The 23,464-nt window shown below is 42.2% G+C and carries 25 protein-coding genes; 12 read left to right on the forward strand and 13 right to left on the reverse strand.

Features of this window, described 5'->3' with window-relative positions:
* The first annotated feature begins 56 nt into the window (after nucleotides 1–56).
* A complete protein-coding gene (locus L1765_RS03465) occupies nucleotides 57–995 on the forward strand; it encodes a ketopantoate reductase family protein (RefSeq protein ID WP_236404940.1) in 939 nt (312 codons plus the stop codon).
* A 76-nt stretch (nucleotides 996–1,071) separates the two neighbouring features.
* Here the strand turns inward: L1765_RS03465 and L1765_RS03470 are convergent, their stop codons facing one another.
* A complete protein-coding gene (locus L1765_RS03470) occupies nucleotides 1,072–1,233 on the reverse strand; it encodes a DUF2759 family protein (RefSeq protein WP_236404949.1) in 162 nt (53 codons plus the stop codon).
* Between the two features lie 215 nt (nucleotides 1,234–1,448).
* On the opposite strand from L1765_RS03470, the gene L1765_RS03475 reads away from it, so the two are divergent.
* Nucleotides 1,449–1,985, forward strand: coding sequence for a hemerythrin domain-containing protein (locus L1765_RS03475; protein ID WP_236404965.1), 537 nt, complete (start codon nucleotides 1,449–1,451; stop codon nucleotides 1,983–1,985).
* Nucleotides 1,986–2,318: 333 nt separating this feature from the next.
* On the forward strand, nucleotides 2,319–3,059 hold the full coding sequence (locus L1765_RS03480) for a class I SAM-dependent methyltransferase (RefSeq protein WP_236404968.1): 741 nt from the start codon (nucleotides 2,319–2,321) through the stop codon (nucleotides 3,057–3,059).
* A gap of 33 nt (nucleotides 3,060–3,092) precedes the next feature.
* Here L1765_RS03480 and L1765_RS03485 read toward each other — a convergent pair whose 3' ends face one another.
* On the reverse strand, nucleotides 3,093–3,413 hold the full coding sequence (locus L1765_RS03485) for a CGCGG family putative rSAM-modified RiPP protein (protein WP_236404973.1): 321 nt from the start codon (nucleotides 3,411–3,413) through the stop codon (nucleotides 3,093–3,095).
* A gap of 164 nt (nucleotides 3,414–3,577) precedes the next feature.
* Between L1765_RS03485 and ytxJ the strand changes: the two genes are divergently transcribed.
* From ytxJ to L1765_RS03515, 6 genes are all read left to right on the forward strand, one after another.
* Nucleotides 3,578–3,928, forward strand: a complete 351-nt coding sequence (gene ytxJ / locus L1765_RS03490; RefSeq protein WP_236404983.1) for a bacillithiol system redox-active protein YtxJ — start codon at nucleotides 3,578–3,580, stop codon at nucleotides 3,926–3,928.
* A gap of 38 nt (nucleotides 3,929–3,966) precedes the next feature.
* Entirely contained in the window at nucleotides 3,967–4,179 is a 213-nt protein-coding gene (locus L1765_RS03495) for a putative glycoside hydrolase (protein ID WP_236405000.1), read from the forward strand.
* Nucleotides 4,180–4,299: 120 nt separating this feature from the next.
* On the forward strand, nucleotides 4,300–4,785 hold the full coding sequence (locus L1765_RS03500) for a DinB family protein (protein ID WP_236405002.1): 486 nt from the start codon (nucleotides 4,300–4,302) through the stop codon (nucleotides 4,783–4,785).
* Nucleotides 4,786–4,979: 194 nt separating this feature from the next.
* The gene (locus L1765_RS03505) at nucleotides 4,980–5,684 is read left to right on the forward strand and encodes an ABC transporter ATP-binding protein (protein WP_329609983.1); all 705 of its coding nucleotides are present in this window, start codon (nucleotides 4,980–4,982) and stop codon (nucleotides 5,682–5,684) included.
* Entirely contained in the window at nucleotides 5,684–8,041 is a 2,358-nt protein-coding gene (locus L1765_RS03510) for an ABC transporter permease (protein WP_236405004.1), read from the forward strand. Before L1765_RS03505 ends, L1765_RS03510 begins: the two co-directional genes overlap by 1 nt.
* A 30-nt stretch (nucleotides 8,042–8,071) precedes the next feature.
* Entirely contained in the window at nucleotides 8,072–9,316 is a 1,245-nt protein-coding gene (locus tag L1765_RS03515) for an efflux RND transporter periplasmic adaptor subunit (protein WP_236405006.1), read from the forward strand.
* Between the two features lie 56 nt (nucleotides 9,317–9,372).
* Here L1765_RS03515 and L1765_RS03520 read toward each other — a convergent pair whose 3' ends face one another.
* The 10 genes from L1765_RS03520 to L1765_RS03565 all read right to left on the reverse strand — a co-directional run bounded on the left by L1765_RS03520 (nucleotide 9,373) and on the right by L1765_RS03565 (nucleotide 19,506).
* On the reverse strand, nucleotides 9,373–9,966 hold the full coding sequence (locus L1765_RS03520) for a hypothetical protein (RefSeq protein WP_236405007.1): 594 nt from the start codon (nucleotides 9,964–9,966) through the stop codon (nucleotides 9,373–9,375).
* A gap of 56 nt (nucleotides 9,967–10,022) precedes the next feature.
* Nucleotides 10,023–10,352 carry an ArsR/SmtB family transcription factor gene (locus L1765_RS03525; RefSeq protein ID WP_236405009.1) on the reverse strand — a complete coding sequence of 110 codons (330 nt, stop codon included), beginning with the start codon at nucleotides 10,350–10,352 and terminating at the stop codon, nucleotides 10,023–10,025.
* A gap of 24 nt (nucleotides 10,353–10,376) precedes the next feature.
* Entirely contained in the window at nucleotides 10,377–10,844 is a 468-nt protein-coding gene (locus tag L1765_RS03530; RefSeq protein WP_236405020.1) for an NADH-quinone oxidoreductase subunit B family protein, read from the reverse strand.
* A gap of 3 nt (nucleotides 10,845–10,847) precedes the next feature.
* Nucleotides 10,848–11,234: a 4Fe-4S binding protein gene (locus tag L1765_RS03535; protein ID WP_236405022.1), complete on the reverse strand. Its 387-nt coding sequence runs from the start codon at nucleotides 11,232–11,234 to the stop codon at nucleotides 10,848–10,850.
* Between the two features lie 47 nt (nucleotides 11,235–11,281).
* Nucleotides 11,282–12,790, reverse strand: coding sequence for a hydrogenase large subunit (locus tag L1765_RS03540; RefSeq protein ID WP_236405024.1), 1,509 nt, complete (start codon nucleotides 12,788–12,790; stop codon nucleotides 11,282–11,284).
* Between the two features lies 1 nt (nucleotide 12,791).
* A complete protein-coding gene (locus L1765_RS03545; RefSeq protein WP_236405026.1) occupies nucleotides 12,792–14,261 on the reverse strand; it encodes a hydrogenase 4 subunit F in 1,470 nt (489 codons plus the stop codon).
* Between the two features lie 6 nt (nucleotides 14,262–14,267).
* On the reverse strand, nucleotides 14,268–14,906 hold the full coding sequence (locus tag L1765_RS03550; RefSeq protein WP_236405027.1) for a hydrogenase: 639 nt from the start codon (nucleotides 14,904–14,906) through the stop codon (nucleotides 14,268–14,270).
* A gap of 12 nt (nucleotides 14,907–14,918) precedes the next feature.
* A complete protein-coding gene (locus tag L1765_RS03555) occupies nucleotides 14,919–15,854 on the reverse strand; it encodes a respiratory chain complex I subunit 1 family protein (protein WP_236405037.1) in 936 nt (311 codons plus the stop codon).
* Nucleotides 15,855–15,865: 11 nt separating this feature from the next.
* A complete protein-coding gene (locus L1765_RS03560; RefSeq protein WP_236405038.1) occupies nucleotides 15,866–17,896 on the reverse strand; it encodes a proton-conducting transporter transmembrane domain-containing protein in 2,031 nt (676 codons plus the stop codon).
* 170 nt (nucleotides 17,897–18,066) lie between these two features.
* Nucleotides 18,067–19,506: an RsmF rRNA methyltransferase first C-terminal domain-containing protein gene (locus tag L1765_RS03565; protein WP_236405040.1), complete on the reverse strand. Its 1,440-nt coding sequence runs from the start codon at nucleotides 19,504–19,506 to the stop codon at nucleotides 18,067–18,069.
* Between the two features lie 280 nt (nucleotides 19,507–19,786).
* Between L1765_RS03565 and L1765_RS03570 the strand changes: the two genes are divergently transcribed.
* From L1765_RS03570 to L1765_RS16075, 3 genes are all read left to right on the forward strand, one after another.
* Nucleotides 19,787–21,025 (forward strand): trypsin-like peptidase domain-containing protein, encoded by a 1,239-nt coding sequence (locus L1765_RS03570; RefSeq protein WP_236405050.1) that lies wholly within the window; start codon nucleotides 19,787–19,789, stop codon nucleotides 21,023–21,025.
* A 121-nt stretch (nucleotides 21,026–21,146) separates the two neighbouring features.
* A complete protein-coding gene (locus L1765_RS03575) occupies nucleotides 21,147–21,830 on the forward strand; it encodes a response regulator transcription factor (RefSeq protein WP_236405052.1) in 684 nt (227 codons plus the stop codon).
* Nucleotides 21,830–23,239, forward strand: coding sequence for a sensor histidine kinase (locus tag L1765_RS16075; protein ID WP_236405054.1), 1,410 nt, complete (start codon nucleotides 21,830–21,832; stop codon nucleotides 23,237–23,239). Before L1765_RS03575 ends, L1765_RS16075 begins: the two co-directional genes overlap by 1 nt.
* A 42-nt stretch (nucleotides 23,240–23,281) precedes the next feature.
* On the opposite strand, the gene L1765_RS03585 is transcribed toward L1765_RS16075, so the two are convergent.
* On the reverse strand, nucleotides 23,282–23,464 hold a 183-nt coding region (locus L1765_RS03585; protein WP_236405056.1), incomplete at its 5' end, for a hypothetical protein.

A 23,464-nucleotide genomic window follows, 5' to 3' on the forward strand; every position in this document is an offset into this window, starting at 1 on the left:
TTCTTTAATTCCACTTCTATAGATGAGGACAGAATTTTTAAGAAAGGGGATTAAAAATGAATATACTTATCCTTGGTGCAGGAGCAGTAGGGGGATATTTTGGCGGAAGATTGCTGCAAAGCGGAGCTGACGTTACTTTTCTCGTCCGAAAAAAAAGGGAAGAGCAGTTACGAGGAAATGGACTTGTCATAAAGAGTGTTCATGGTGATTTTTCCACTTCTGTAAAAACCTTAACCGCAGGTCAAGGAGCGGGCCGATCCTTTGATTTGATCATTCTGTCGACCAAAGCGTATCATTTTGACAACGCCATACGGGATGTTGAACCTTATGTAAGCAGCCATACCATGTTGCTGCCCTTGTTAAACGGATATTCCCATATTGAAACACTGCAGGACCGCTTTGGTAAAGAAAAGGTATTGGGAGGATTATGTTTTATAGAATCTACACTAAATGAGGAAGGGGAAATTATTCACACCAGCCAACGGCATGATGTGGTATTTGGGGAACTGAATAGGGAAATCACTCCTCGGGTCAAACAGGTGGAATCTATCATGGATCAAGCCAATTTTACTTCCAAATTAAGCGGGGACATCGTGACAGAGATGTGGAACAAATATATATTTATTACAGCACTAAGCGGAATGACAACCCTGTTTAACTCTTCAATGGGCCCCATTTTGGAGAGCCCGTATGGAAAGGAATTATATTTGCAATTGCTGAATGAATTATCTCAAGTGGCTTTATCCCATGGAGTCTGCCTGGATGAAAAGGTAGTGGATCATAATTTCAATGCTGCTGCATCCATGGGATTTCATATGAAATCTTCCATGCTTCGCGATATGGAAAAAAAGATGCAGGTTGAAGCAGAGCACCTACAGGGAGAATTTCTAAGGTTGGCATCCAGGTATAAGCTGAACACCCCGATTTTGAAAGTCGCCTACAATAATTTAAAGGTTTATGAAGTGAAATTAAGGGAAGGACTAGCGGACGTCTAAATTTTAGGTCCGTATCTATAGCCTAGAAAAATTATGAGAAAGCAAAAACGTCAGCCATGGTGCTGACGTTTTAAGATTAGGAAAGTTTATCGATTAAAGTCATAATTCCAAACCATCCAAAAAGAAGGGTTGCCAAAGCGGAGAAAACGGTAGGCAGCCATTCTTTTCTTTTCAGACTGCCAAAAAAGCTGTACAGTGTAATAAGGGAAATGACAATAGAGATAATGACAAATAGCATCAGACTTCCTCCTTCAATATTTTTCACCAATACTAGTTTAGTCGAATTATGAGCATAAATACAATAGTTTATTCATTTTTTTCTAATCATCCTGTCCATTTTCTTGTCCATTGTTTTACTTTTTAGAACAATTATTGTTAGTAGTGATAAATATCACTTAATACATCTGAAAAACAGGGTATAGTATATCCAAAAGGATAGGATGGTGATATAAGGTGAGACCTGACTTTATTCCACAAGATGGCTGCATGATGCACATGATTGGAGAATCCATAGAAGAACTTTCTAAAGAATTAGCTTTTTTTGGTGAAGATCACCATTTGATGGAAGAAGCGCTTAAAGATCTTCTCGACAGTATTGAAGTACTAAAAACAGATGATGCGAATCCGTCTGTCATCCAAAACCTAAAAAAAACAAACGCGGTTTTAGAAGAAAATTTAGAAAAGCATCTTGATGAAGAGGAAAAGTACTTATTTCCACACTTGGGAAGACACATTGGATTTGAATCTGGACCTATTTCTGTCATGATGTATGAACATGGAGAAATTCGCCGTTTATATCAGGAGTATCAGAGAAGATATCTGGATATTGAATCCGCAAAGGGCAAGAAGAAGTTTATCCTGTCGGCAGAATCGCTGTATCAGGTATTGATGGGGCATATCTACAAGGAAGATCATGTCTTGCTGCCCCTTGCAGATAAAGTATTGACGGATCAGGAAAAAGAGGAGATCTACAAAAAAGTGTCTATATAGGTGGAATTATAGAATTCACTAAGGACAGTCTTCGAGTTCGTGCTTTAGCGTTGAGGCTAAAGAACGGGAACTAGCCCTCAAACTGACTCCACCGTTGAGATACCCAGATGTTTTTGAGGGCCCCGTTTTTTAGATTTGAAGCGGACCTGAATCACTTCCTGACGAACTCGACTAGCGGACGTGTGAATCTTTAATTCTACATCTATAGCAAATGAAAAATTATGGAAAGAGCTGTTGGCGAAGTTCCCAACGGCTTTTTTGTTGTACATTTTCATTAATTTCTAGTAAAATGATAGGAAATAATACATTTAAGATGAGGCGAGGAGATGCATGATGAATCACGGGGATCACACGGAGTGGTTTCATAAATCCTTTCAAAATGATTATCTGCTAATTTATAAGCATAGGGATGAAGAATCTGCCCAGAGGGAAGTGGATCAGGTCATATCCCTTCTTCAGTTGAGCAAGGGTGAAAAAATCCTTGATCTGTGCTGCGGGAATGGAAGACACAGCTATCATTTAGCCCAAAAAGGTTTTGAGGTAACGGGAGTTGATTTGTCTAAAGTGCTGCTCAAACAGGCCAAACAAAAATCGGAAGGACTCCCTTCCTCTTTTTATCAATATGACATGAGAAATGTACCCTTCCGTAATCAATTTGACGCCGTGGTCAATTTATTTACAAGTTTCGGATATTTTCAGAACAGAGAAGAAGATATAAAGGCAATAAAAACCATCCATCGGGTCCTTCGATTAGGCGGTAGATTTCTGATGGATTATCTAAACCCTTCCTATGTACTAGCTAATCTGGTTCCTTCAAGTATCAGAAGGGAAAATCACTTGGTAATAAAGGAAACCAGACGAGTGGAAGGGCAACGGGTCATTAAGGACATTTTGGTGCGAGATGACCAAGGTGAAAGAACCTATCAGGAACGGGTGAATTTATATTCTTTAGAAGAGATGAAGGAAATGCTCCATGAAGTTGGTTTAAATCTTGATGGGGTCTATGGTGATTTTAATGGTCAACCGTACAGTGCTGACAGTCCAAGAATGATCTTGGTCGGTCATAAGGCGTAACCCGTGAAAATAAAGGCCTATATACTGGCCCATTTATTTTCGCCACACCCTTAAGACGTAACCGCCGCATCCACATTGGGAGATAAAGCGGTATTCAATGCTATCGTGAAAATATTCCTCCAATGCAGGGATGAGATATTGGCCAGGCTCCCCATGACAAGCAGGAGTGACCAAATTTACGTAAACTTCTCTTTTTATAGCAGTTGCTTCGATTGCTTTGATTGAATCATGAATAACCAGCCCTATATTATCATCATACTCTGAACTCTCTAAAGGGACAGACCAGGATATGGGAATCGGATGCCCATATTCGTCTAGTAATTGTTCGAGCCGTGACTGACCAGGGGTTTTCATTGAAATCACTCCTAATCCCATGATTATTTATTTGTTTCCTTTATTATAGGGCATATTCCGGTTTTCTTTAGTGAGAAATCTCACGGATCACAAGTTGTTGTAGGTTTATTATTATGATAATATACCTATATGGGTATAATTAGATAAATGGAGGAGTAATTATTATGAGTCATATTCGAGAATTGGTGAATGAAATTGAATTTATGAGAATTCTAGAGAAATCTCATGATTATCCTGTGTTTGTTTTAAAGCACAGCACCCGTTGTCCTATCAGTGCTAAAGCGTATCAACAGTATGAAGAGTTTGCAAGGGGCTACGTTGAAGGAGATCTTGAATTTACCCTTGTCAAGGTGATCGAAGCCAGACCGGTTTCCAATCTGATTGCTGAGAAAATGGATATCATGCATCAATCTCCACAATTAATTTTATTAAAAAACGGAGAAGCCGTTTGGAATGATTCCCATTACGGAATAACCTTTGAGAAGATGGAAGAGATTGTGAATGAAATTGTCTAAATGGGATAAATTAAAATTGATGTCGTAAAGCCGCCATAATGGTGGCTTTATTTCTCTTTACGGGGAGAGACAAGGGAATACATGCCGCAATAATCAGGCCATGGTATCAATCGTTTACAGCAGCATGGGTGGCGGGACATATTCCCTATGGCAGAAATCAAATAGAAGCTCAAATCAAAGCTGGAATGGAACAGGGAGTAGAAGAATATCTATTATGGAATACCAAGGGAATATACCCGGTTGAAAAGTAGGCAGCAGAAAAGGAAAATGGGTTGGCAGATAGAATATAAATAAAAAGTTGCTAAATTTTCGGATAAAATGAGAGTCTTCGTGGCACTTAGCCATCGGACAAATATGATGGGAGGGGTAGTATGATTCACAGTGTTGAGGAATTTGTTTCTTTTTTTGATGGGGTAAGAAAAAGAACTTTGCAGTATGTCAACGTTTTACCTGAATCCATGATGGATTGGCGTCCTGCGGAAGGAAAGTTTTCTGCCGGTGACATTTTGCGTCACTTGGGATCTGCGGAATTGATGTTTCTGAACATATTTGAACAGGGAGAGTGGCGATATGCCGGCCACGATAAAGAAAAAGGAGATACATTGCAGGATGTGATTCAGTATATGAATCACTGTCATCTTGTACTTAAGGAGGGGCTGCTTGGCCTCGGAGACAGGCTGCTTGAAAAAAAGCTTCCCACCCTTCATGGTTATGAAGTGAGTGCATGGCGGCTAATGATGGCTATGGCCGAGCATGAGATGCATCATAGAGGTCAGTTGGCCACCTATCTACAGATGAATGGAGTAGAACCGCCCCAGATATTCGGTTTGAAAATTGAAGAGGTAAAAGTTGAATGAACCGTGAACGGTTCATTTTTTGTTAATATTAAATAGTAATTTATACCGGACTTTTAGAACATCATCTAGTATAATTTGAAGAAGAAAAAAATGGTAAATCCGGCATTCAATTATCATTGGATGAAAAAAAATTAGAGAAATTTTTGAGGAAATGGGAAGTACCAAAACAAAGCAGTTAAAAAGGGGGAAAAGCCTTGAAAGTTATATTGGAAGGCCGGAATTTAAGCAAATGGTATCAAATGGGGGAAGTAAGGGTTCATGCTTTAAAATCGGTGAACCTGCAAGTGTATTCAGGTGAATTTGTTGTTGTGCTGGGTCCCAGTGGTTCTGGGAAAAGTACCCTTCTTAACCTAATTGGTGGAATGGATAAAGTGAGTGAAGGAGAATTGTACTATCAAGGAAGATCTCTCCATGATGCCGATGAAAAAATATTGACGCAATATCGTAGAGATGCGGTTGGTTTCGTCTTTCAGTTTTATAATTTAATGCCGAACCTAACTGCCTATGAAAATATTACTCTTTCTGTTGAGATCGCACGAAATCCTCTTCCCATTCATGAAGTGATAGAACAAGTTGGGTTGTCTGATCGGGCGGATCATTTTCCTTCCCAGCTATCAGGAGGCCAGCAACAAAGGGTAGCTATTGCCCGGGCAATCGCTAAAAATCCCGAAATTCTACTTTGTGATGAACCGACTGGCGCTTTGGATTATGAGACGGGTAAGCAAGTTCTTAAATTGTTAAGGAGATTTAATCAGCAATATCAAAAAACGGTGATGGTTATCACCCATAATGCCAGTATTGCTGAGATGGCGGACCGGGTATTTTATATGAGGGATGGTCAGTTAATCAATGTTCGTCATATCGAACATCCTCTCTCTCCGGAAGAGGTGAACTGGTAATGCTGCGGCGGAAAATGTGGAGAGATCTCGTGGATAACAAGGCTGCCTATATTGCTTGTATGGTAGTCATTTCCATTGGACTTATGGTGTTTACTTCTGTCTCCTTGGTGATCCAAAACCTTGAATTAGCCAAGGAGCGATTTTATAAGGAGTACCGTTTTGCCGACGGTTTCGCTCGGGTGAAGGGCATGCCTTATTTAGAGATAGCTCGATTGGCAAAAATTGAGGGCATCGAACAAATCGAAGGAAGATTAGTGAAAGATGTAAGAGTTTTGTTTCCGAATCAGGATGACAATGTTTATCTTACATTGGTTTCCTATCAGCCTGAGAAGTCAAATTTGATCAACAATGTAAAATTAATTGATGGACGACCTTTAGAAGATGAAACGAAAAGTATATTAATCAATGCTGAATTCGTTAAGGCGAATCAACTTGCTTTTGGGGATCAAATTCCAATCCTAGTTGAAGGAAAAAAAATAGATTTAACCCTTGTTGGAACCGGACAAAGTCCCGAATTTATCATCATTAATTTCTCTCAAGATCAATTGCCTTCCGCCGAAACCTATGGGGTAGGGTATATTCCTTACAATGTCATGAAAAATCTATTTCGTGAAAAGGGTTTGGTTAATGATATCGTATTTACAATCAAGCCAGGCTACTCTTACCAAGATATTGAGGACCAGTTGAAGCCGAAGCTTGAAAAATATGGGTTGGAAAGCATGTATCCCAGAAAGGACCAAATGAGTCATGTGCTGTTGACACAGGAATTGGTTGGATTAAGGGCCACTGCAAATACCCTTCCTGTTGTTTTTTTGGTGGTTGCAGCAGCAATCCTATACATCATGTTAAAAAGATTGGTGGAGCAGCAGAGGGGACAGATTGGAACCTTGAAAGCTTTTGGTTATTCTGATCGGCAAATTTTGTATCACTATTTAACCTATGCCTTGCTCATCGGGATTTCCGGAGGACTCAGCGGAGGACTTTTGGGGATATGGCTTTCCTTTCCCATGATCGATATGTATAAGCAATTTTTCAATTTGCCAGACTTAAAAAGTCAATTTTCTTTCTCCTTTTTGCTATTCGGTATACTTCTTTCTATAGGATTCAGCCTTTTTGCCGGGTATAACGGCAGTAAACAAGCGTTGCGTTTACAGCCAGCAGAAGCCATGCGCCCACCAGCTCCCATTTCTGCCAAGAAAACATGGATTGAACAGGTCAATTGGTACTGGGAAAGTCTCACGGTACAGGGGAAAATGGCTACCCGGAACCTTTTCCGAAATAAGCAGCGCAGTTTTTTTACCTTCATCGGAGTCATGTTTTCTTTTAGTCTGATGGCTACCCTGTGGTACTTTCAGGAAACCACAAATTTGATCATGTTGCAGCAGTTTGAAAAAGTTCAAACCTATAACGTCAAGATGTCATTCAATCCCCCCGTGGCGATAGAGGGAATGGAAAGAGAATTAAAAGGTTTCCCTGGAATGAAAAAGGTAGAACCCATGTTAGAGGTACCGGTTACGTTTAAGCATAAATGGCACAAAAAAGATGTCTCTATCATTGGATTAAAGGAGGATTCACAGCTTTACAACATCTTGAATCGTCAGGGTGACAAAGTAGCTGTTCCCAGCCATGGTATTCTACTTTCTGAGAGATTGGCCCAGTTGTTGGATGTTCAAACGGGTTCAACAATAACTCTGGAAAGCATATGGACCGAAAAAACAACTAAAACATTGGAGGTAACAGGGATTATTCCCCAATATCTAGGCATCAATGCATATATGCAATTGGAAGCCCTACATGATTTTTTGGGAGAGGGGGAGATGGCCTCTTCTGCTTTGATCTATATGGAGGTAGAAAACATTCCATCATTGAAGGACCAGTACCAAGAGGCAAAGATGGTGACATCGATCGATGAAAAAAATCAGTTGTTAGCGAAATATTACGAAATGCTTGACTCCTATTCCTTTATCATTTGGATCATGGTACTTTTTGCACTGATTGCTGGTTTTTCCATTATTTACAATTCTAGTATCATTTCTCTTTCGGAAAGAAAAAGGGAACTTGCTTCTCTAAGAGTTTTGGGGATGACCCCTAAAGAAGTGTTGCAGGTGATAATCTTTGAACAATGGTTTATCAGTTTTTTTGCCATATTAGCTGCAATTCCGCTAACGTTTTCGATGATCAAGGGTTTGGCTCAATCCATGGACAACGACATCTATATCATCCCGGTGCTGTTTGAACCTTTTTCTTTTATATACGCGTTTATTGGTACGATTATAGCATTATTAATCTCTCAGTGGACCCTGTCGAAAAAAATCCATCAGCTTTCGTTAGTGGATGTGTTAAAAGAAAAAGACTAGTGAAATTATTTTTGGAAAGAGGGGAAAGTGATGAAAAAAAAATTAAAGCGGATCATATGGGGATTTGTACTCGTCGTAATCACAGCTATTGTCATTTTTAAATTGCTTCAACCTTTGAAAGCCGAAATGATCGAAGTAGAACCACGAACCATTTCCCAATCCTTTACGGAAGAAGGGGTAGTCGTTCCGATACTGGAAAGAGAATTATACAGCTTATTAGGAGGTAAAGTAATCGATTTAGCGGTAGAAGAGGGACAGGATGTAAAAAAGGGAGATCTCTTGCTTCAGTTAGATACCGAGGAAATTCGTTTTCAACTAGCCCAGTTAAGGGGGCAGTTAGCCAGTGTGGAAGGACAGGAAAAACAGGTATATAGAGAACCTCTGTCTTCACAGGTCTCTCAGCAAAAACTGGCTATAGAACAGGCTAAAATTCAATTGGAAGCGGCAAAGAGTGAATTTGAACGGGTACAAGTTCTTTTTCAAGCGGGGGCTGTAAGCAAAGAAATATACGACGAAGCTGAAAGATCCGTAAAGCAAATGGAGAACCTGTTGTCACAGCAGGAACAAGCTTTACAGTTGATTCGCGAGCAGCAAAATCCCCCATCAGGAACAAAAGAACAATTTTCCGGATTAAAACAATCATTATTAGCACAAATCGCCTTATTGGAGTACCAGGAAGCCAAAGGGTCCCTATATGCTCCCATGGATGGGAAAGTAAAGGGACTACATATAAAAGAAGGAATGGTTATTCCACCCGGCTCACCTGTCATGACATTGTTTCAGCCCGGGCAATATGAAGTAGAGACCTACCTGTTAACGGAAGATATTGTTGATATAATTGTAGGAATGAAGGTAAAAGCGACTCAAGAGAAAAAAACGGAGGATGTTTCATATGACGGAGTAGTAACCAGGATTGCACCTTCTGCCGAGGAAAAAGTTTCTGCCTTGGGTTTGGTCGAGCAGAGAGTGAAGGTTACGGTTCAATTAGAAGGAGAAATGAAAAATCTTCGGCCTGGTTACACATTGGATGTAGAATTTATTACTCATACTGAAGAAGGCAAATTGGTTGTACCCAAAACATCCCTTTTCCCATATGAAAGTGGAGACGCCTTATGGGTAGTGAGAGACGGAAAAGCGATTGTCCAACCAGTCAAAACCGGATTAGAAACCGATGAAGAAGTGGTCATTGAGGAAGGGCTTCAACAAGGGGACCAGGTGATTCGCAATCCGCAACTTGAAGGGTTAAAAGAAGGCAAGAAGGTTGTACGCAGATAAATATAAATTTCCTACCTCTTTACTTGTGCTCGCTGGGAAACACGTGTTAGCTTGGGTTATATATCTGATTCAACTTTTGTCACTTTCCATTGCCCATCAAGGGATTGGAAGGTAAGATTGAGAATTGAGATGTGGCCATAGTCTTCCCCCTGATGTTTTGGAATTAAATAGACTTCCATTCCGGTGATATAGGTATTGTCTTCATTAAGTAGATACCATCGTTGCCTGATCTCCGAATAATCCGCATCGGGGTAAGGAAATTGGATCATTAGTAATTTTCCGTCGGAATAAACTGGATATTCGAGATCATTCTCTCCGACAACCACATCAGGACCAACCATTTCCTTTAGGGTTTGTATATCACGATTAAATAGAGCTGTGATAAATTGGCGGGACTTCAAGTCAATGATATTTCTCAGCTCTTTTTCTTGCTCCAATCGGTTAATTTTTTGATCGAGCTTTGAAATGGAATTTTTAAGTTCCTCATTTTGTGCTGACAGCTGATTCACTTGTTCTTGGAGGGAGTTTAATTGTTGATTGATTTCAGGTGGCAATGAAGACTCCTGTGCAGGATTGTTATTTTCTTTTCCACAGCCTGAAATAAAAATGAAAAGGGTTACAACAATAACAATAAGGATATTTTTTGACATGTTATTTTCTATCCTTTCATTTAGGAAACTTACTTAAATCATATGAGTCGGTCCCCTTATTTTTCATTCTTCATTTTCTTTAAAATGGAGATGGTATCAACTAAATGGTTGTTAAATATTTTTTTGGCTACTTCCAAAAGCTCAAAGATGGCGGGGTCTTTCACTGAATAGGTCACTTTATTTCCTTCCTTTACTCCCACCACAATGTTCTTTGCTCTTAGGATGGCTAACTGCTGTGAAACTACTGCACTTTCTACCTGCATGTGTTCTTGGAGCTCATGGACGTATTTGTCTCCGGCCTGAAGAAGTTCAAGAATACGTATGCGTAAAGGATGAGCCAATGCTTTGAAAAATTCTGCCTTAAATTGTTGTAATTCCAGATCCAAATACGTCACCTCCCTCACTCTTCTTCATAATTTATACCTTTTTTGCTCCCGTCGGTCAAGAGCAATGAGGATTCCCTCCATAATCGCCTGAGGTTTTGGCGGACAACCAGGTACATAAACATAAACGGGAAGCAGTTTGTCTACCCCGCCTGAATGGGCATAGTTTTCTCCCGCGATGCCTCCCCCACAGGCACATGTTCCGATGGCTAGGACCATTTTGGGGTTAGCTACGGCATCGTACGTCAATTTTACAGCTTCCTCCAAGTGGCGGGTAACACCACCGGTAACCAATAGCATATCGGCATGTCGGGGAGATGCGACAAAATCTATGCCAAAACGCTGGATGTCATAGATCGGGTTTAACAGGGCATTCATTTCCCAATCACACCCATTGCAAGAACCAGAATCCAGATGGCGGATGTGCAGGGATTTGCCAAGGACTTGACGAATACGTTCACGAAGTTTTTTTCCGAGGATCTCTACATGTTCCATACATCATTCTCTCCCCACGTAGACATATGTGGACTCTTCCATCCCTAGATCTTGTTTCGCTTTTGCATCAAAACGAATCAGTAGTTTGTCTTTTTCACCGGTAGCCAGACGATATTCATGGCCCATAGTTAAGGCGCCGGGCTCACATACCTCTTCGCATAAACCGCAAAAGAGACACTTGCTGTAATCTAAACGGAATTGGAGTGGGGGCGTCTTTCGTTCAACGATGGATATCGCCTGTGTCGGACACATTTTTACACAGGCTTCACATCCATTGCACCATTCATCTTGAACTACCGGTTTTCCCCGGAAACGCTCCGGAGGGTTATCCACAGATTTTGTCATTGTCACCGTTCCTGTATTCCATATCTGCTTAAACAGTTGAATCATCGGTTTTTCCTCCATTCTCATCCCTATAAATACGAAACTAATCCGTTTTACCGATCACAGCAGGCATAGCAAAGTTCAAAGCTTTTGTTAATCAGGGGAAAGTCAGGTACTATGTTTCCGGGAACTGTCAAGGGTACAGCAGGCCAGTTGCTGTATGAGGCAGATTTAATTCTGTACCGGTAAACGGTGTTGTTTTCTCCAGCCATCACCCAATGGACGTTCTCTCCCCTGGGGGACTCCGTCCATCCGACTGCCCATTGATAAGGTGTCAGACTGCCAATTTCCCTTTGAATCGGACCGCTTGGCAAATTTTCCAGAAGTTGGCCAATAATACCGAGAGATTGAAAAACCTCATCCATTCTGACCTTCATACGGCACCATACATCCCCCTTGTCATAAATCGGGACATCGAAGTCAACTTCCCGGTAAGCGGCATAAGGTAGGTCCCTCCGTACATCGATATTTCTCCCCGAAGCACGGGCTGCGGGACCGACCACCTGGATGGAATCGGCCATTTCCTTGGTAAGAATGCCTGTAGTTTTCATTCGGTCGATAACAATGTCATGGTTTAAGAGAATATCCATAAGCCTTCTAAACTGGGTTTCAATATTTTCCAGGGTGGCAAGGGTTCCCTTTCTGTCTTCTTCAGAGAGATCCTGCTTTACTCCGCCCAAGGAAATCATGCCCCGGAGAAAGCGATGGCCGGTCAATTTTTCATTTAACTGCATCATTCTTTCCTTCATGATGGCTCCTTGGCTGGTGCCAAAGGAAAAACCAATCCCTGCACAAAGATTGCCTATATCACCAATATGGTTATATAACCTTTCCAACTCAAGGAAAAGAGAACGAAGGTATAAACCCCGGACCGGGACCTCCGCTTGAGCCAGAGCCTCAACAGCCTGGGCAAAGGATACGGCATGGGAAAGAGAACAAACCCCGCAAATTCTCTCGGCAATCAGCAGGGCATGCTGAACAGATTTTCCTTCACTTGACTTTTCCAACCCTCTGTGGGTGTAGAAAAGCCGAGCATCCAAATGCAGAATGGTATCCCCCATGGCACCAAAGCGGAAATGCCCCGGTTCGATGATTCCTGCATGGATGGGACCAACAGGAATTTGGGTAATCCCTTCCCCTTCGTATTCCATAAATGTTTCCCTCGATTCTACCCTTGGAGGCTTCAGGTCTGCCGAAAATTCTTTGCGCAACGGATATAAACCTTCCGGCCAATCCCCGTGAAGCACCAATGGCCTGGGGTCTGGATGATGAAGAGGGACAAGCCCCAACAAGTCTCTTACCTCCCTTTCATACCAATTGGCAGCAGGAAATTGGGAAGCAATCGAAGGAAAACAGGGATCATTCTCAGGAACAGAGGCCTTTAACGTGATTAGGTCCTTAGATCCATCTATCAAAAAGGTATAATACAGAACAAAGTTTCCGTGAATCTCCCGCTCATCGTTGCCTACCATGGTAAACAATCTGGCATTTGATCTATGTATCAGTTGGCGGCAGTATTCAGGAATCTCTTCTCTATCAATGGGTAGGATTTTATGTGCCATCTTATTGTCCCCCCTTCAAAAGGATGGTAATCTTGCCCAGTGATTCCTGGAAAAAAGGCGGAATATAGATTCCCAACAGAATGATAAAGATAAGGGGAATAAACAGGGCTGCCGAAGACCAATGACTGATTTCTCCTTTTTCCACTTTGACTGGCCTATTTCCAAATACCATTTTGGAAATATAGTAAATCATTCCGGAAAAAATGAAGACGATGAAAATAATCAACAGAATACTCGCCCAGGCTTTCCCTTCCCTAAAGCCAGCCAGCATAATCGTGAATTCGCTCAAGAATATACTGAATGGCGGTACACCACTCAAGGCAAAGGTACCCATCAAAAGAACCGGTCCTGAAACGGGCATGGCTTTTACGACACCGGAAATTCTGTCCATCATCTTGGTGTGGAATTTTTGATTCACATTTCCGGCAGCTAAAAACATCAGGGATTTAGCCATGGAATGGTTAAACATGTGAAGGAGTGCCCCGAAAAAACCAAGAGTTCCTCCAATACCCAGCCCAAGGGTAATGACTCCAATATGCTCAACACTGGAGTATGCTAGCATTCGTTTAAAATCATGCTGAACCAGGATGAAGGGTACCGTTATTGCCACCGAAAACAGACCAAAAGCAAGTAGCCACTTCTCCGCTCCGCCATCCAGTGTTTGGTTGGCAATAATAAAAATGCGAATGATTCCATAAAGGGCTGTATTAAGGAGCACCCCGGAGAGGACGGCGCTTATTGGAGAAGGAGCCTGGCTGTGGGCATCGGGAAGCCAAAAATGAAGAGGAGCCAATCCCGCCTTTGTTCCAAAGCCAACCAGAATAAAAATAAAGGCCCATTCCACCCATTGGGGATTCAACTGTGAAGCAGTCTCAGCCAATGTCGTCCAATTGAGGGCTGTTTCTTCTTTTCCCAAAAAATCAAGTCCGGAAGTATAGAGAAAAATCACACCTAGCAACGCCAAGGCGATTCCCAAGCTCCCCATGATCATGTACTTCCATGCCGCTTCCAGGGCATTGCCTTTTCTATAAAAGGCCACCAACAGGGCGGAAACGAGGGTGGTAGACTCAATAGCAATCCACATGAAACCGATATTGTTGGTGATCACCACGGCAAGCATGGTTGAGATAAACAAGTGAAACCACAGATAATAGCGATGATACTCCTTCTCGCTGATCACCCCTTCTGCTAATTCCCGTCCCATGTAGCCGATAGAAAAGAGGGAAGCAGTGAAACCAACCACTGTAATGATAACAATTAGGAGTGCACTTAGAGAGTCCACGTAAATAAATCGGTTCCCATTAACAATGGGATTTCCAATGAATACCATATAGGATAAGATAAGTCCCGAACCGAGAGTAACTAGGGACCCAACCAAATGGATCAAATTTGCTGTTTTTCGGTGAGATATTGACCAGGTCAATAAACCGGTAATAATAGGTGCAATAAGAAGAGTCAATATGAAAGACATCTGTTGTCATCCCTTCAAATTCTGAAGTTTGTCCGTATTTAAACTCTCAAAGGTTGTATTGATTCGATAGGAAAGAAGTCCAATGATAATCACCGCGATCAGAAGATCGAAGAAGATGCCCAGTTCTACAAACATCGGCATTCCGTAGGTAAGGGTCATAGCCAGTAGGAACAGGCCATTTTCAATGGTGATTAAACCAATGCCCTGCATAATCGCCTTCTTATGGGTGATCATGGTATAAGCGCCGTGAAGAATAAGAATAATCGAAGCAGGCAAAAACTGTCCGGTACTCTCCCCGGTGGGAAGTTCTAACCTGGAAGTAACATAATAACCCAGAATCACCAGAATAAAAGCAGCCAGTAAAGTGGCTTGTCTTCCCATGAAACGTTCTACTTCCCGTTTTATGTCGATTTTAATAATGGTGTGCAACAGAATGTAGGGTATGACCAGAGCCTTAATCAATAACGTCAAAATCGCAATAATAAACAGATGGGAAATATCCGTCAGGTAAGCCATCATCCCTGCAAGGAAGGCCAGTATGACCGATTGAAAGGAGAGTAGCTTCACCGCAGAGCTTATTTTTTTCACTTGCAAAATGAGAACAGAAGCGATCAAAAGCAAAAGGGAAAGGATATCCAGGTTCATTTCAGCACCCCCCTAAAAAATAAATTGAGTCAATATGGCCAACAAAGACATCACCATGGAAGTGCCTAGCAATTTCGGCACTTGAAAGAGGCGAATCTTGGCATAGCTGGTTTCAATGATGGCCAGCAAAATTCCGAGAAAAAATATTTTTATCAAAAACAAAATAAGGGAAAGGAAAATGCTCCAACCTTCTCCTGACATACCCCAGGGGAAGAATAAATTAGCCAGCAAGCTAATGATCAAAAATTGTTTGATCAATGATCCCCACACCATTAATCCCAGCTGTCTTCCCGAGTATTCCAACAGCATCCCTTCATGGATCATCGTTAACTCCAGATGGGTATCGGGATTATCCACAGGTATTCGTCCGGTTTCTGTGATGACCACCAGGATCATTGCCAGAAGTGAAAGAATATGGGAAGGAGTGATGATTTCCCAGCCTCCTGAGGCCAGTCCGGAGGCTACCGTTTCTAAGTTGGTGGTTTGAAAGGGGATCGTCACCGAAAAAACTGCCAGTAAAAAAGCAATTTCAGCAATGGCAGATAAGGCCATCTCCCGGCTCGCTCCCATTCCTCCAAAGGCGCTTCCCGCGTCCAGGGCAGTGAGCGCCGTAAAAAAACGGGCCAACCCGATCAAATAGACAAATGCGATAAAATCGCCGGCAAACTGTAACGGTACCCGGTTGGAAAAGGTGGGGATCAACAAACCAGCCGTGATCAAGGCGGAAAAGACGATATAAGGTGTGGCCCTTGTCAGCCAGGAAGCATGATGGGAAATCACCAAGTCCTTTTTCATATATTTCCATAAGTCATAATAGGGTTGAAAGATCATTGGCCCCTTCCTTGATTGTAAAAGCGCCTTTGTTTTCTTAATGATCCCCTGCAGCAGCGGGGCAGTGAAAAGAATCAGAACCAATTGCAAAAGAACAAATATAATCGTTTCCAGCATCTGGGCACCACCTATCTCACTAGGAAGAGTAGTAGAATCAATGTGATAAAGATATAGGCCAAATAGGACTGAAGGTTTCCGTTCTGTATCTTCCGCACTTGTTTGGCTAGGTTGACGGATGAGTGAAGAAGGGGACGATAAATGTACGTTTCAAAGAAGGGCTTTACGAAGAAATGATGTTTGATCAATTTTGGGTAAAAAGGGTGATCCCCATTCACTTCTTCAATCCTCCTTTTTGGACGAAGAATTGTTTTAAAAATCATCAATACGGGATGGGAGAAAGAACTTGCCGTATACTGCATAACTGGTTGGATCCTACCCCCACAGCCCCAGGTTTCCCCGTATTTCATTTTGGTCTCCCCGAATTTCCAGCGAAGCAGATAATAAATCATAGGGATAGAGAGTATGGGAACTAGCGAGAGAAGCAGGGGCTGGAATAGGGTGCTGTTTCCTTCCGCAACTGTAAATATCCCCTTCACCGGTTCGCCTGATTGCTTTAAATAGAACATATAGGTAATATCTTCCACCCAATTCAGAGCAGCACCGGGAAGCAAACCAAGCACAATTGAACCCAAAGCGAGGAGCGCCATGCTCAATCTCATCGTGATTGGAACTTCCCGAACCTTTTCGGTATCCACTCCCCTTGATTGTCCCAGAAAGGAAAAACCAAACATTTTAATGAATCCCCCGGCAACAAGGACTCCTACCATCCCCAAGAGAACGGCGATGAGTGGGCCTGCTGCTTTGGTCCATACGTCAGGCAGATTGTAGGCCATTTTTAAAGCAGACTGCAGGGTTAACCATTCACTGACAAACCCGCCGAAAGGTGGAAAGGAGGAAATGGCCAGAGAACCGATCAGTATAAAGGCGGCTGTCCATGGCATTACCCGGATAAGTCCGCCCAGTTTTTCCACATTTTTTGTATGGGCGGCATAAAGGACGGAACCGGCTCCTGAGAAAAGAAGTGCTTTATACAGGGCATGATTAAATACATGGTAAAGGGATGCGGTAAGGGCGAACCCAGCAAGTGCGGCAGCTTGATTAGAGGTAGCCAAAAGGGAAATGCCCAGACCAGCGAAGATAATACCCATATTTTCCGTACTGCTGTAAGCCAGAAAACGCTTCATGTCCGTCTCGGCCAGTCCGTACAAGATTCCCATAATGGAGGAAACAAGACCTAAGATGAGAAGCGAAAGTCCCCACCATGAAGGGCCCTGTCCAAGGAAATCAAAGGTTACGCGAATAAAGCCGTACACGGCTGTTTTAATCATCACCGCCGACATGAGGGCAGAAACATGACTGGGAGCAGCCGGATGAGCCCTCGGGAGCCAAATATGCAAGGGCATTACACCGGCCTTTGTTCCAAATCCGACAAGGGCCATCAAGAAGAGAAGATTTTGTATCGATAGGGGAAGGGTTTGGCCCTTTTGTTGAAATAGCTGAAAATCCAACCCTCCAGAGTAAACGAATAAGGTGAAAAATAACACGAAAAGAAACAGGGTGCCGAAATGGGTCATCACCACATAAATAAAGCCCGACTTTCTCACTTCATCCTTATCATGTTCTGTCACCACCAAAAAGAAGGAAACAAGAGACATGGTTTCCCACATAAGTAGGAAAACCGCACCATTGTCGACAGTAAAAACCATGATCATGGATAAAAGAAACAGGTTGTAAAGGAATGACATGACACCTAAATTTTTTTTGCCGTGATATTCCTTTGCATATCCGAGAGCATAGATGGAAACAGGAAAGGAAATGGCCGATAAGATGAACAGGAAAAAGGCGGAAAGGTTATCTATGGAAAAGGAAAGGGGTAACCCCGGCATAATCGTCCACATCTTTACGTAAAGGAACTTTTCGCTGACTAAAACACCGATGGCAGCAATTCCTGTTAAAAGAGAAGCGATAATCGCTCCGATTTTTCCTATATATAATGAAACCAAAGGTTTCTTTCCAAAAAAAAGAGCCCCAATCCCACTAAACAGGAATAAGGCAGAGGCACCAAGAAAAAAGATCTCTCCCGCTTCCGTTCCCATCATGAAGATCCCTCCATCATTTCTATATTAGTATCTTAGTATATTACAAAAATCATATATAAATAGATTATAAGCCTTAGGAAGAAAAAAATTCAATAAAAACTTTTGCAGTTATTCAGTTTTAGGGTTAATTTCCGTTCCTTTGCCCCTCTGCTTAGTACGAACACAATGATTCAAATGTTTTTTCGTAGCCCTTTGGGATAATGATTTTTAATAATGCCATCGATCCGTTTGCCCCACCCTAAGGGGAATCCGTCAACTTGAATCAGAACCCATCCATTGTCACCAGGGGATGGAAGGGTCTCTCCTTTTAAATAGGACTCGATCTCCTTTTGATCCGCTCGGTAAGAGACCGATGGTACCTGTGCCCAACGCGGGAAGGACAAGGCTAATGCATGGGAAGGTTCAAAGCGGTTTTTCTTAAGGGTTCCCAAGTGAAGTCCAGCCCTTAACACCCTCATTTCCTCCAAATCAGGGGATCCCTCCGGAAGAAGATATAACTGCTCCCCAAATAAGGTTATCCTCTCTATGGATAAGTCAAAGGAAGGATTCCAATCGAAAGCCGTGCAAAACTCCTTGAATACGTTTATCGTTTTTTTAAGGGCAGATTTAACGGATTTATCCCTGGATTTCGCATTTCGATGTTTCTTCTTCATCCCATTACAGCTCTGGATTTCCTCCTCATCAGAGGAGAAGCTCTCTTTTTTCAGCAACGCCATAAAATGGCCCTCCCCTTGGGCAATATGAGGCCATACTCTGACGGTACCCTTTATTTTTTCGTCTTTTAGATGGGTCCATTCCGGGTTTCCCCGGGAGAATCCCGGCTTTAAAGGAAGCGGAATGAGTGAAAAGCCAGGATGTTGATCCAGAAATTCTTCGATTAATTGCTCGTTTTCTTCTGAAGAAAAGGTACAGGTTGAGTAGATGAGGGTTCCTCCGGGGCGGAGCATTTGTGCTGCGCAGTTGAGAATCTCTGCCTGCCTACGGGCGCACATCCATACATTTTCTTCACTCCACTCAATTCTTGCCTGTTCATCCTTCCGGAACATCCCTTCTCCGGAACAGGGAGCATCCAACAGAATCCGGTCAAAAAACTGGGGAAGCCGTTTAGCCAGACTTTGGGGAGATTCACTTGTCACCAATGCATTGGCAATCCCCAGACGTTCTACATTTTCAGCCAAAATTTTCGCGCGGGATGGTACAATTTCATTGGCAACAAGCAAACCCTTTCCCATCATTTGTTCTGCCAGTTGTCCTGTTTTTCCGCCCGGTGCTGCAGCCAAATCCAATACCTTTTCTCCTGGTTCAGGGGCAAGAAGGGGGGCGACGGCCATGGCGCTGGGTTCCTGGATGTAATAGAGTCCAGCCTCATGGTAGGGGTGTTTTCCTGGTCTTTCATGCTTGGAATAATAAAAACCATTTTCCACCCAGGGAACTTGTGAAAGAGTGAAGGGTGAAAATGATAAAAAATCATCACTGCTTATTTTTAATGTATTGACGCGAAGGCCCTTTAAGCTGTCTTGATGAAGAGACTTGACAAATAAAACATATTCATTAGAATTCAGCATATTTTTCATTCTGTTCAAGAATCTTACCGGGTATTGATTTTCCATGAGCAATCCTCTTTCTATAGATGCGGAACTAAACATCCATGACCTGTAGAGTCACAAATTGATATGAAAATGTATTTTCATATCAAAGATTTACACGTCTGCTTGTCGAGTTCGCCCAGATGTGATGCATGTCCGCCTTGTCTAAAGTTTTCCCTATTGTGGAATCATTGTAACATGTGCATTTTTTATTTTCCTTTAATTTCATTTTAAGGTTTTTTTAAGGTTTATGCGACAAAATGAAAATGGAAACTATCTTTTAATGATTTGGGAGGGATTAAAGATGAGCTATGATTATCTTAATGGAAATCACGAGGATGTAGATGTGATTTATCCGGAAATGAAAAAAAATACAAAGAAATTTACTTTTAAAGCCCTTTTCTTCTCGTTTTTAGCCGGGCTGTTGGTTATGTCTGGAGCCGCACTGGCATTAAATAATCTGGATCAATCCGCGAATACGGCCAAAGTGGAAGCAAACAACCTGAATACTGCTGAGGCTCCTGCAAGTGCCACACAGACGGGTTGGATGCCGGTCATCCGCCCCAATTCCATTGCGGATATTGTGGAAGAAGTGGGACCATCGGTGGTAAAAATTGATACGTATTCCAAAAATACGGAATCTACATTAAACCCTTTTATGAACGATCCCTTTTTTGAACGCTTCTTTGGCCGGGATTTTGGTATGCCTCAGCAGCCCAGGGAACGGAGAGGTCTGGGATCAGGATTTATCATTTCGAAGGATGGGTATATTCTGACCAATGAGCATGTGATTGATGGTGCTGACCGGATTGAAGTGACGGTTACTGGATATGATAAGCCTTTTCAAGCTAAATTAATTGGTGCCGACTTTGATTTGGATCTGGCGGTTTTAAAGATTGACGGCCCGAAGGATTTTCCTGTCCTTAAGATGGGAAATTCAGAAGATATTCGTGTAGGGGATTGGGTGATTGCCATTGGAAATCCCTATGGGCTGGATCATACAGTAACCGTTGGCGTGATCAGTGCCAAAGGGCGTCCTGTGGATGTTTCGGACCGACGGTATAAAAACCTGTTGCAAACAGATGCCTCTATTAATCCCGGAAATAGTGGTGGTCCACTGCTAAATCTTAATGGTGAAGTGATTGGTATCAATACGGCGGTTAATGCATCCGCCCAGGGAATCGGATTCGCTATCCCAACCAGTACGGTGGAAAATGTCTTAAACGATCTGATTGAAAAAGGGAAAGTGGTTAGGCCCTGGTTAGGAGTATCCATTCAAGATATCACTCCTGAATTGGCCGAATACTTTAAGCTGAATAGCGTAAAAGGGACGATCATCAGTGACGTGGCACTTGATTCTCCCGCAGGTAGGGCAGGTTTAAAACAAGGAGATGTCATTGTTGAATTTAATAAAAAGCCCATCAATAATTCCCAAGAACTTGTGGATGCGGTAAAGAGCACAAAGATCGGGGAAAGTGTGGTCATGGTCATCATTAGGGACGGACAAAGGCAATTTGTTACTGTTAAAATTACTGAGAAATAAATAATAGAAATATAGAGACAAATGGTAAAATAGTGATGTGTGTCAAACACACATCTTTTTTTACCGTACAATGACAACCTGCTATTACTTTTATTAAATAGTCCCAGGGAGGCTGGTTTAAATGAAGGGGAAAATATTAGTGATCGATGATGATCAAAAGATCACAGCCATGTTGAAAAGGGCATTAACTTATGAAGGTTATCAAGTAGAAACGGCTCTTTCGGGAAAAGAAGGGTTGCATATGGCCCTTCATTCTAAACCTGACTTGGTGATTCTGGATATTATGATGCCGGGTTTGGATGGATGGGAAGTTTGCCAAAGATTAAGAGCAGAAAGTGATGTTCCAGTTATGATGCTGACAGCTAAAGATGAAATAAAGGATCGGGTGAAGGGATTGGATCTAGGAGCAGATGATTATATAGTCAAACCCTTTTCTCTTGAAGAACTTACGGCAAGGGTTCGGGCGTTGTTACGACGAAACACACAACATGAAGAAGAGAACAGAAAATTGGTATTTGAAGATTTGACAATTTTACCGGATTCAAGGGAAGTGTGGCGAAATGGCCGGGCCATTTCATTGACCGCTAAGGAATATGAACTTCTTTACTTGTTCGTGAAACATCCGAAAAAGGTATTGACAAAAGACTACCTAATGGAACAAGTTTGGGGGTTTGACTTTTCGGGTGAATCCAATGTGTTGGAAGTGTACATTGCTCTGTTAAGACAAAAACTGGAGGAGCAGGGGGAAAAACGGTTAATTAAAACGGTTAGGGGAGTAGGGTACGTATTGAGGAGTGAAGATTAGTGTCCATCCGATTCAGGTTAACCCTTTGGTACACCAGCGTATTGGCGATAACTTTCATATTGATTGGAACTTCCCTATACTTTTTCCTTGTTCATAATTTAACGAAGGATTTGGATAGAAGGTTGGTAGCGAAGGCACAGGAAGTGTATCAGTCCATAGAGGTGGTGGTAGATTTCCCTTTTCCCCTTAAACAACTGGTATTGCCTGAGCTAAATGTATTTGTTTCACCGGATATTTATCTGCAGGCGGTTAACCACAAAGGGGAAGTGGTGGCAAGATCTCGAAACCTGGGAAGCCAAACTTTGCCGCTAAGTGCAAACACCTTAAAAAATACGGGGAAAGGCGAAGGTTATATAGAGACCGTTCAAGTATCCAGTTATCGATTTCGCATCTATAGTTTGCCATTAATTGTCAATAATAATGTGATCGGCATTTTACAGGTGGGAGGATCCATGGCAGCCCTTGAACGTTCTTTTGAACAGATTAAACTGCTTCTTTGGTTAAGTGGATTAATGTCCATTCTTCTCGCCAGCGGACTAGGATGGATTTTGGCTCAAAAAGCCCTAAGACCCATTGAAAATGTAATTAAAGAAGTTTCAGAAATTGAAGAAGGAAAAGATTTAAAACGAAGACTCACTTATCATGGACCAAGGGATGAGGTAGGCCATCTGATCATGACCTTTAATGGAATGCTTGCGCGAATCCAATCCGTGTATCAGGCGTTGGAAGAGTCCTATCGCTCCCAGAGACGGTTTGTTTCCGATGCTTCCCACGAACTACGCACACCATTAACAACGATAAGGGGAAATGTTGAATTTCTGCAAAAAATGAATCACTCAGAACCTGTGATTCAAGAGGTATTGCAGGATATCAGGGAAGAGGCGGAGCATATGTCCCGACTGATTAATGATCTATTATCATTGGCGAGGGCCGATGCTGGTTTTGAAATGGAAAAAACTTGGCTGTTATTGGATGACTGGATTCAGGATGTGATCAAGAAAGTAGAAGGATTGCCTCGGAATGTACCCTTTCATGTGGATAAATTAGAGGTTTTAAAGGATGCTGCCATATGGGGGAATGGAGATTATCTTCGCCAGCTCATGGTGATTTTGCTGGAAAATGCATTTAAATACACTAAGGAGGGGTATGTAAAACTTAGGGTAGAAAAGAAGGAAAATCAAATTGGATTTCATGTGGAAGATACTGGAATTGGTATTGAGGAAAAGGATATTCCCCACCTTTTCAATCGTTTCTTTCGGGCTGATCCGGCGAGAAATCGCACCGGAACAGGATTGGGACTTGCGATTGCTAAGTGGATTGTTGATGAACATCAGGGAAGGATAGAAGTGAAGAGTGAATGGGGAAAAGGGAGTACTTTCTCCGTTTGGTTTTCCCTTCATGAAGAATAAGGTTTTTCCTCTATTATAGATCCAGAACTGAAGACTTGCACGTCATCGAAGGCTGTCCTTAGTAAATTCTTTGATATGAAAATAATTCCCTCCCGGGTCATACTGATCTAAAAATGTCAAGTGCTTGGTATCAATTTCCAGATAAAAATGGGTATAGGGATGCCCGGGATAATCGTTGTAAATGTTTCCAGTAGTTATGATGCAGTATTCTTCTGAACTTCGTAT

Origin of the sequence: Microaerobacter geothermalis (genome assembly GCF_021608135.1) — a bacterium.
GTDB lineage: Bacteria > Bacillota > Bacilli > DSM-22679 > DSM-22679 > Microaerobacter > Microaerobacter geothermalis.

Coding starts and splice junctions, on each gene's coding strand:
- L1765_RS03465 (WP_236404940.1), top strand. CDS start 57: ATGAATATACTTATCCTTGGTGCAGGAGCAGTAGGGGGATATTTTGGC.
- L1765_RS03470 (WP_236404949.1), bottom strand. CDS start 1,233: ATGCTATTTGTCATTATCTCTATTGTCATTTCCCTTATTACACTGTAC.
- L1765_RS03480 (WP_236404968.1), top strand. CDS start 2,319: ATGAATCACGGGGATCACACGGAGTGGTTTCATAAATCCTTTCAAAAT.
- L1765_RS03485 (WP_236404973.1), bottom strand. CDS start 3,413: ATGAAAACCCCTGGTCAGTCACGGCTCGAACAATTACTAGACGAATAT.
- ytxJ (WP_236404983.1), top strand. CDS start 3,578: ATGAGTCATATTCGAGAATTGGTGAATGAAATTGAATTTATGAGAATT.
- L1765_RS03495 (WP_236405000.1), top strand. CDS start 3,967: ATGGTGGCTTTATTTCTCTTTACGGGGAGAGACAAGGGAATACATGCC.
- L1765_RS03500 (WP_236405002.1), top strand. CDS start 4,300: ATGATTCACAGTGTTGAGGAATTTGTTTCTTTTTTTGATGGGGTAAGA.
- L1765_RS03510 (WP_236405004.1), top strand. CDS start 5,684: ATGCTGCGGCGGAAAATGTGGAGAGATCTCGTGGATAACAAGGCTGCC.
- L1765_RS03515 (WP_236405006.1), top strand. CDS start 8,072: ATGAAAAAAAAATTAAAGCGGATCATATGGGGATTTGTACTCGTCGTA.
- L1765_RS03520 (WP_236405007.1), bottom strand. CDS start 9,966: ATGTCAAAAAATATCCTTATTGTTATTGTTGTAACCCTTTTCATTTTT.
- L1765_RS03530 (WP_236405020.1), bottom strand. CDS start 10,844: ATGGAACATGTAGAGATCCTCGGAAAAAAACTTCGTGAACGTATTCGT.
- L1765_RS03535 (WP_236405022.1), bottom strand. CDS start 11,234: ATGATTCAACTGTTTAAGCAGATATGGAATACAGGAACGGTGACAATG.
- L1765_RS03540 (WP_236405024.1), bottom strand. CDS start 12,790: ATGGCACATAAAATCCTACCCATTGATAGAGAAGAGATTCCTGAATAC.
- L1765_RS03545 (WP_236405026.1), bottom strand. CDS start 14,261: ATGTCTTTCATATTGACTCTTCTTATTGCACCTATTATTACCGGTTTA.
- L1765_RS03550 (WP_236405027.1), bottom strand. CDS start 14,906: ATGAACCTGGATATCCTTTCCCTTTTGCTTTTGATCGCTTCTGTTCTC.
- L1765_RS03555 (WP_236405037.1), bottom strand. CDS start 15,854: ATGCTGGAAACGATTATATTTGTTCTTTTGCAATTGGTTCTGATTCTT.
- L1765_RS03560 (WP_236405038.1), bottom strand. CDS start 17,896: ATGATGGGAACGGAAGCGGGAGAGATCTTTTTTCTTGGTGCCTCTGCC.
- L1765_RS03565 (WP_236405040.1), bottom strand. CDS start 19,506: ATGGAAAATCAATACCCGGTAAGATTCTTGAACAGAATGAAAAATATG.
- L1765_RS03570 (WP_236405050.1), top strand. CDS start 19,787: ATGAGCTATGATTATCTTAATGGAAATCACGAGGATGTAGATGTGATT.
- L1765_RS03575 (WP_236405052.1), top strand. CDS start 21,147: ATGAAGGGGAAAATATTAGTGATCGATGATGATCAAAAGATCACAGCC.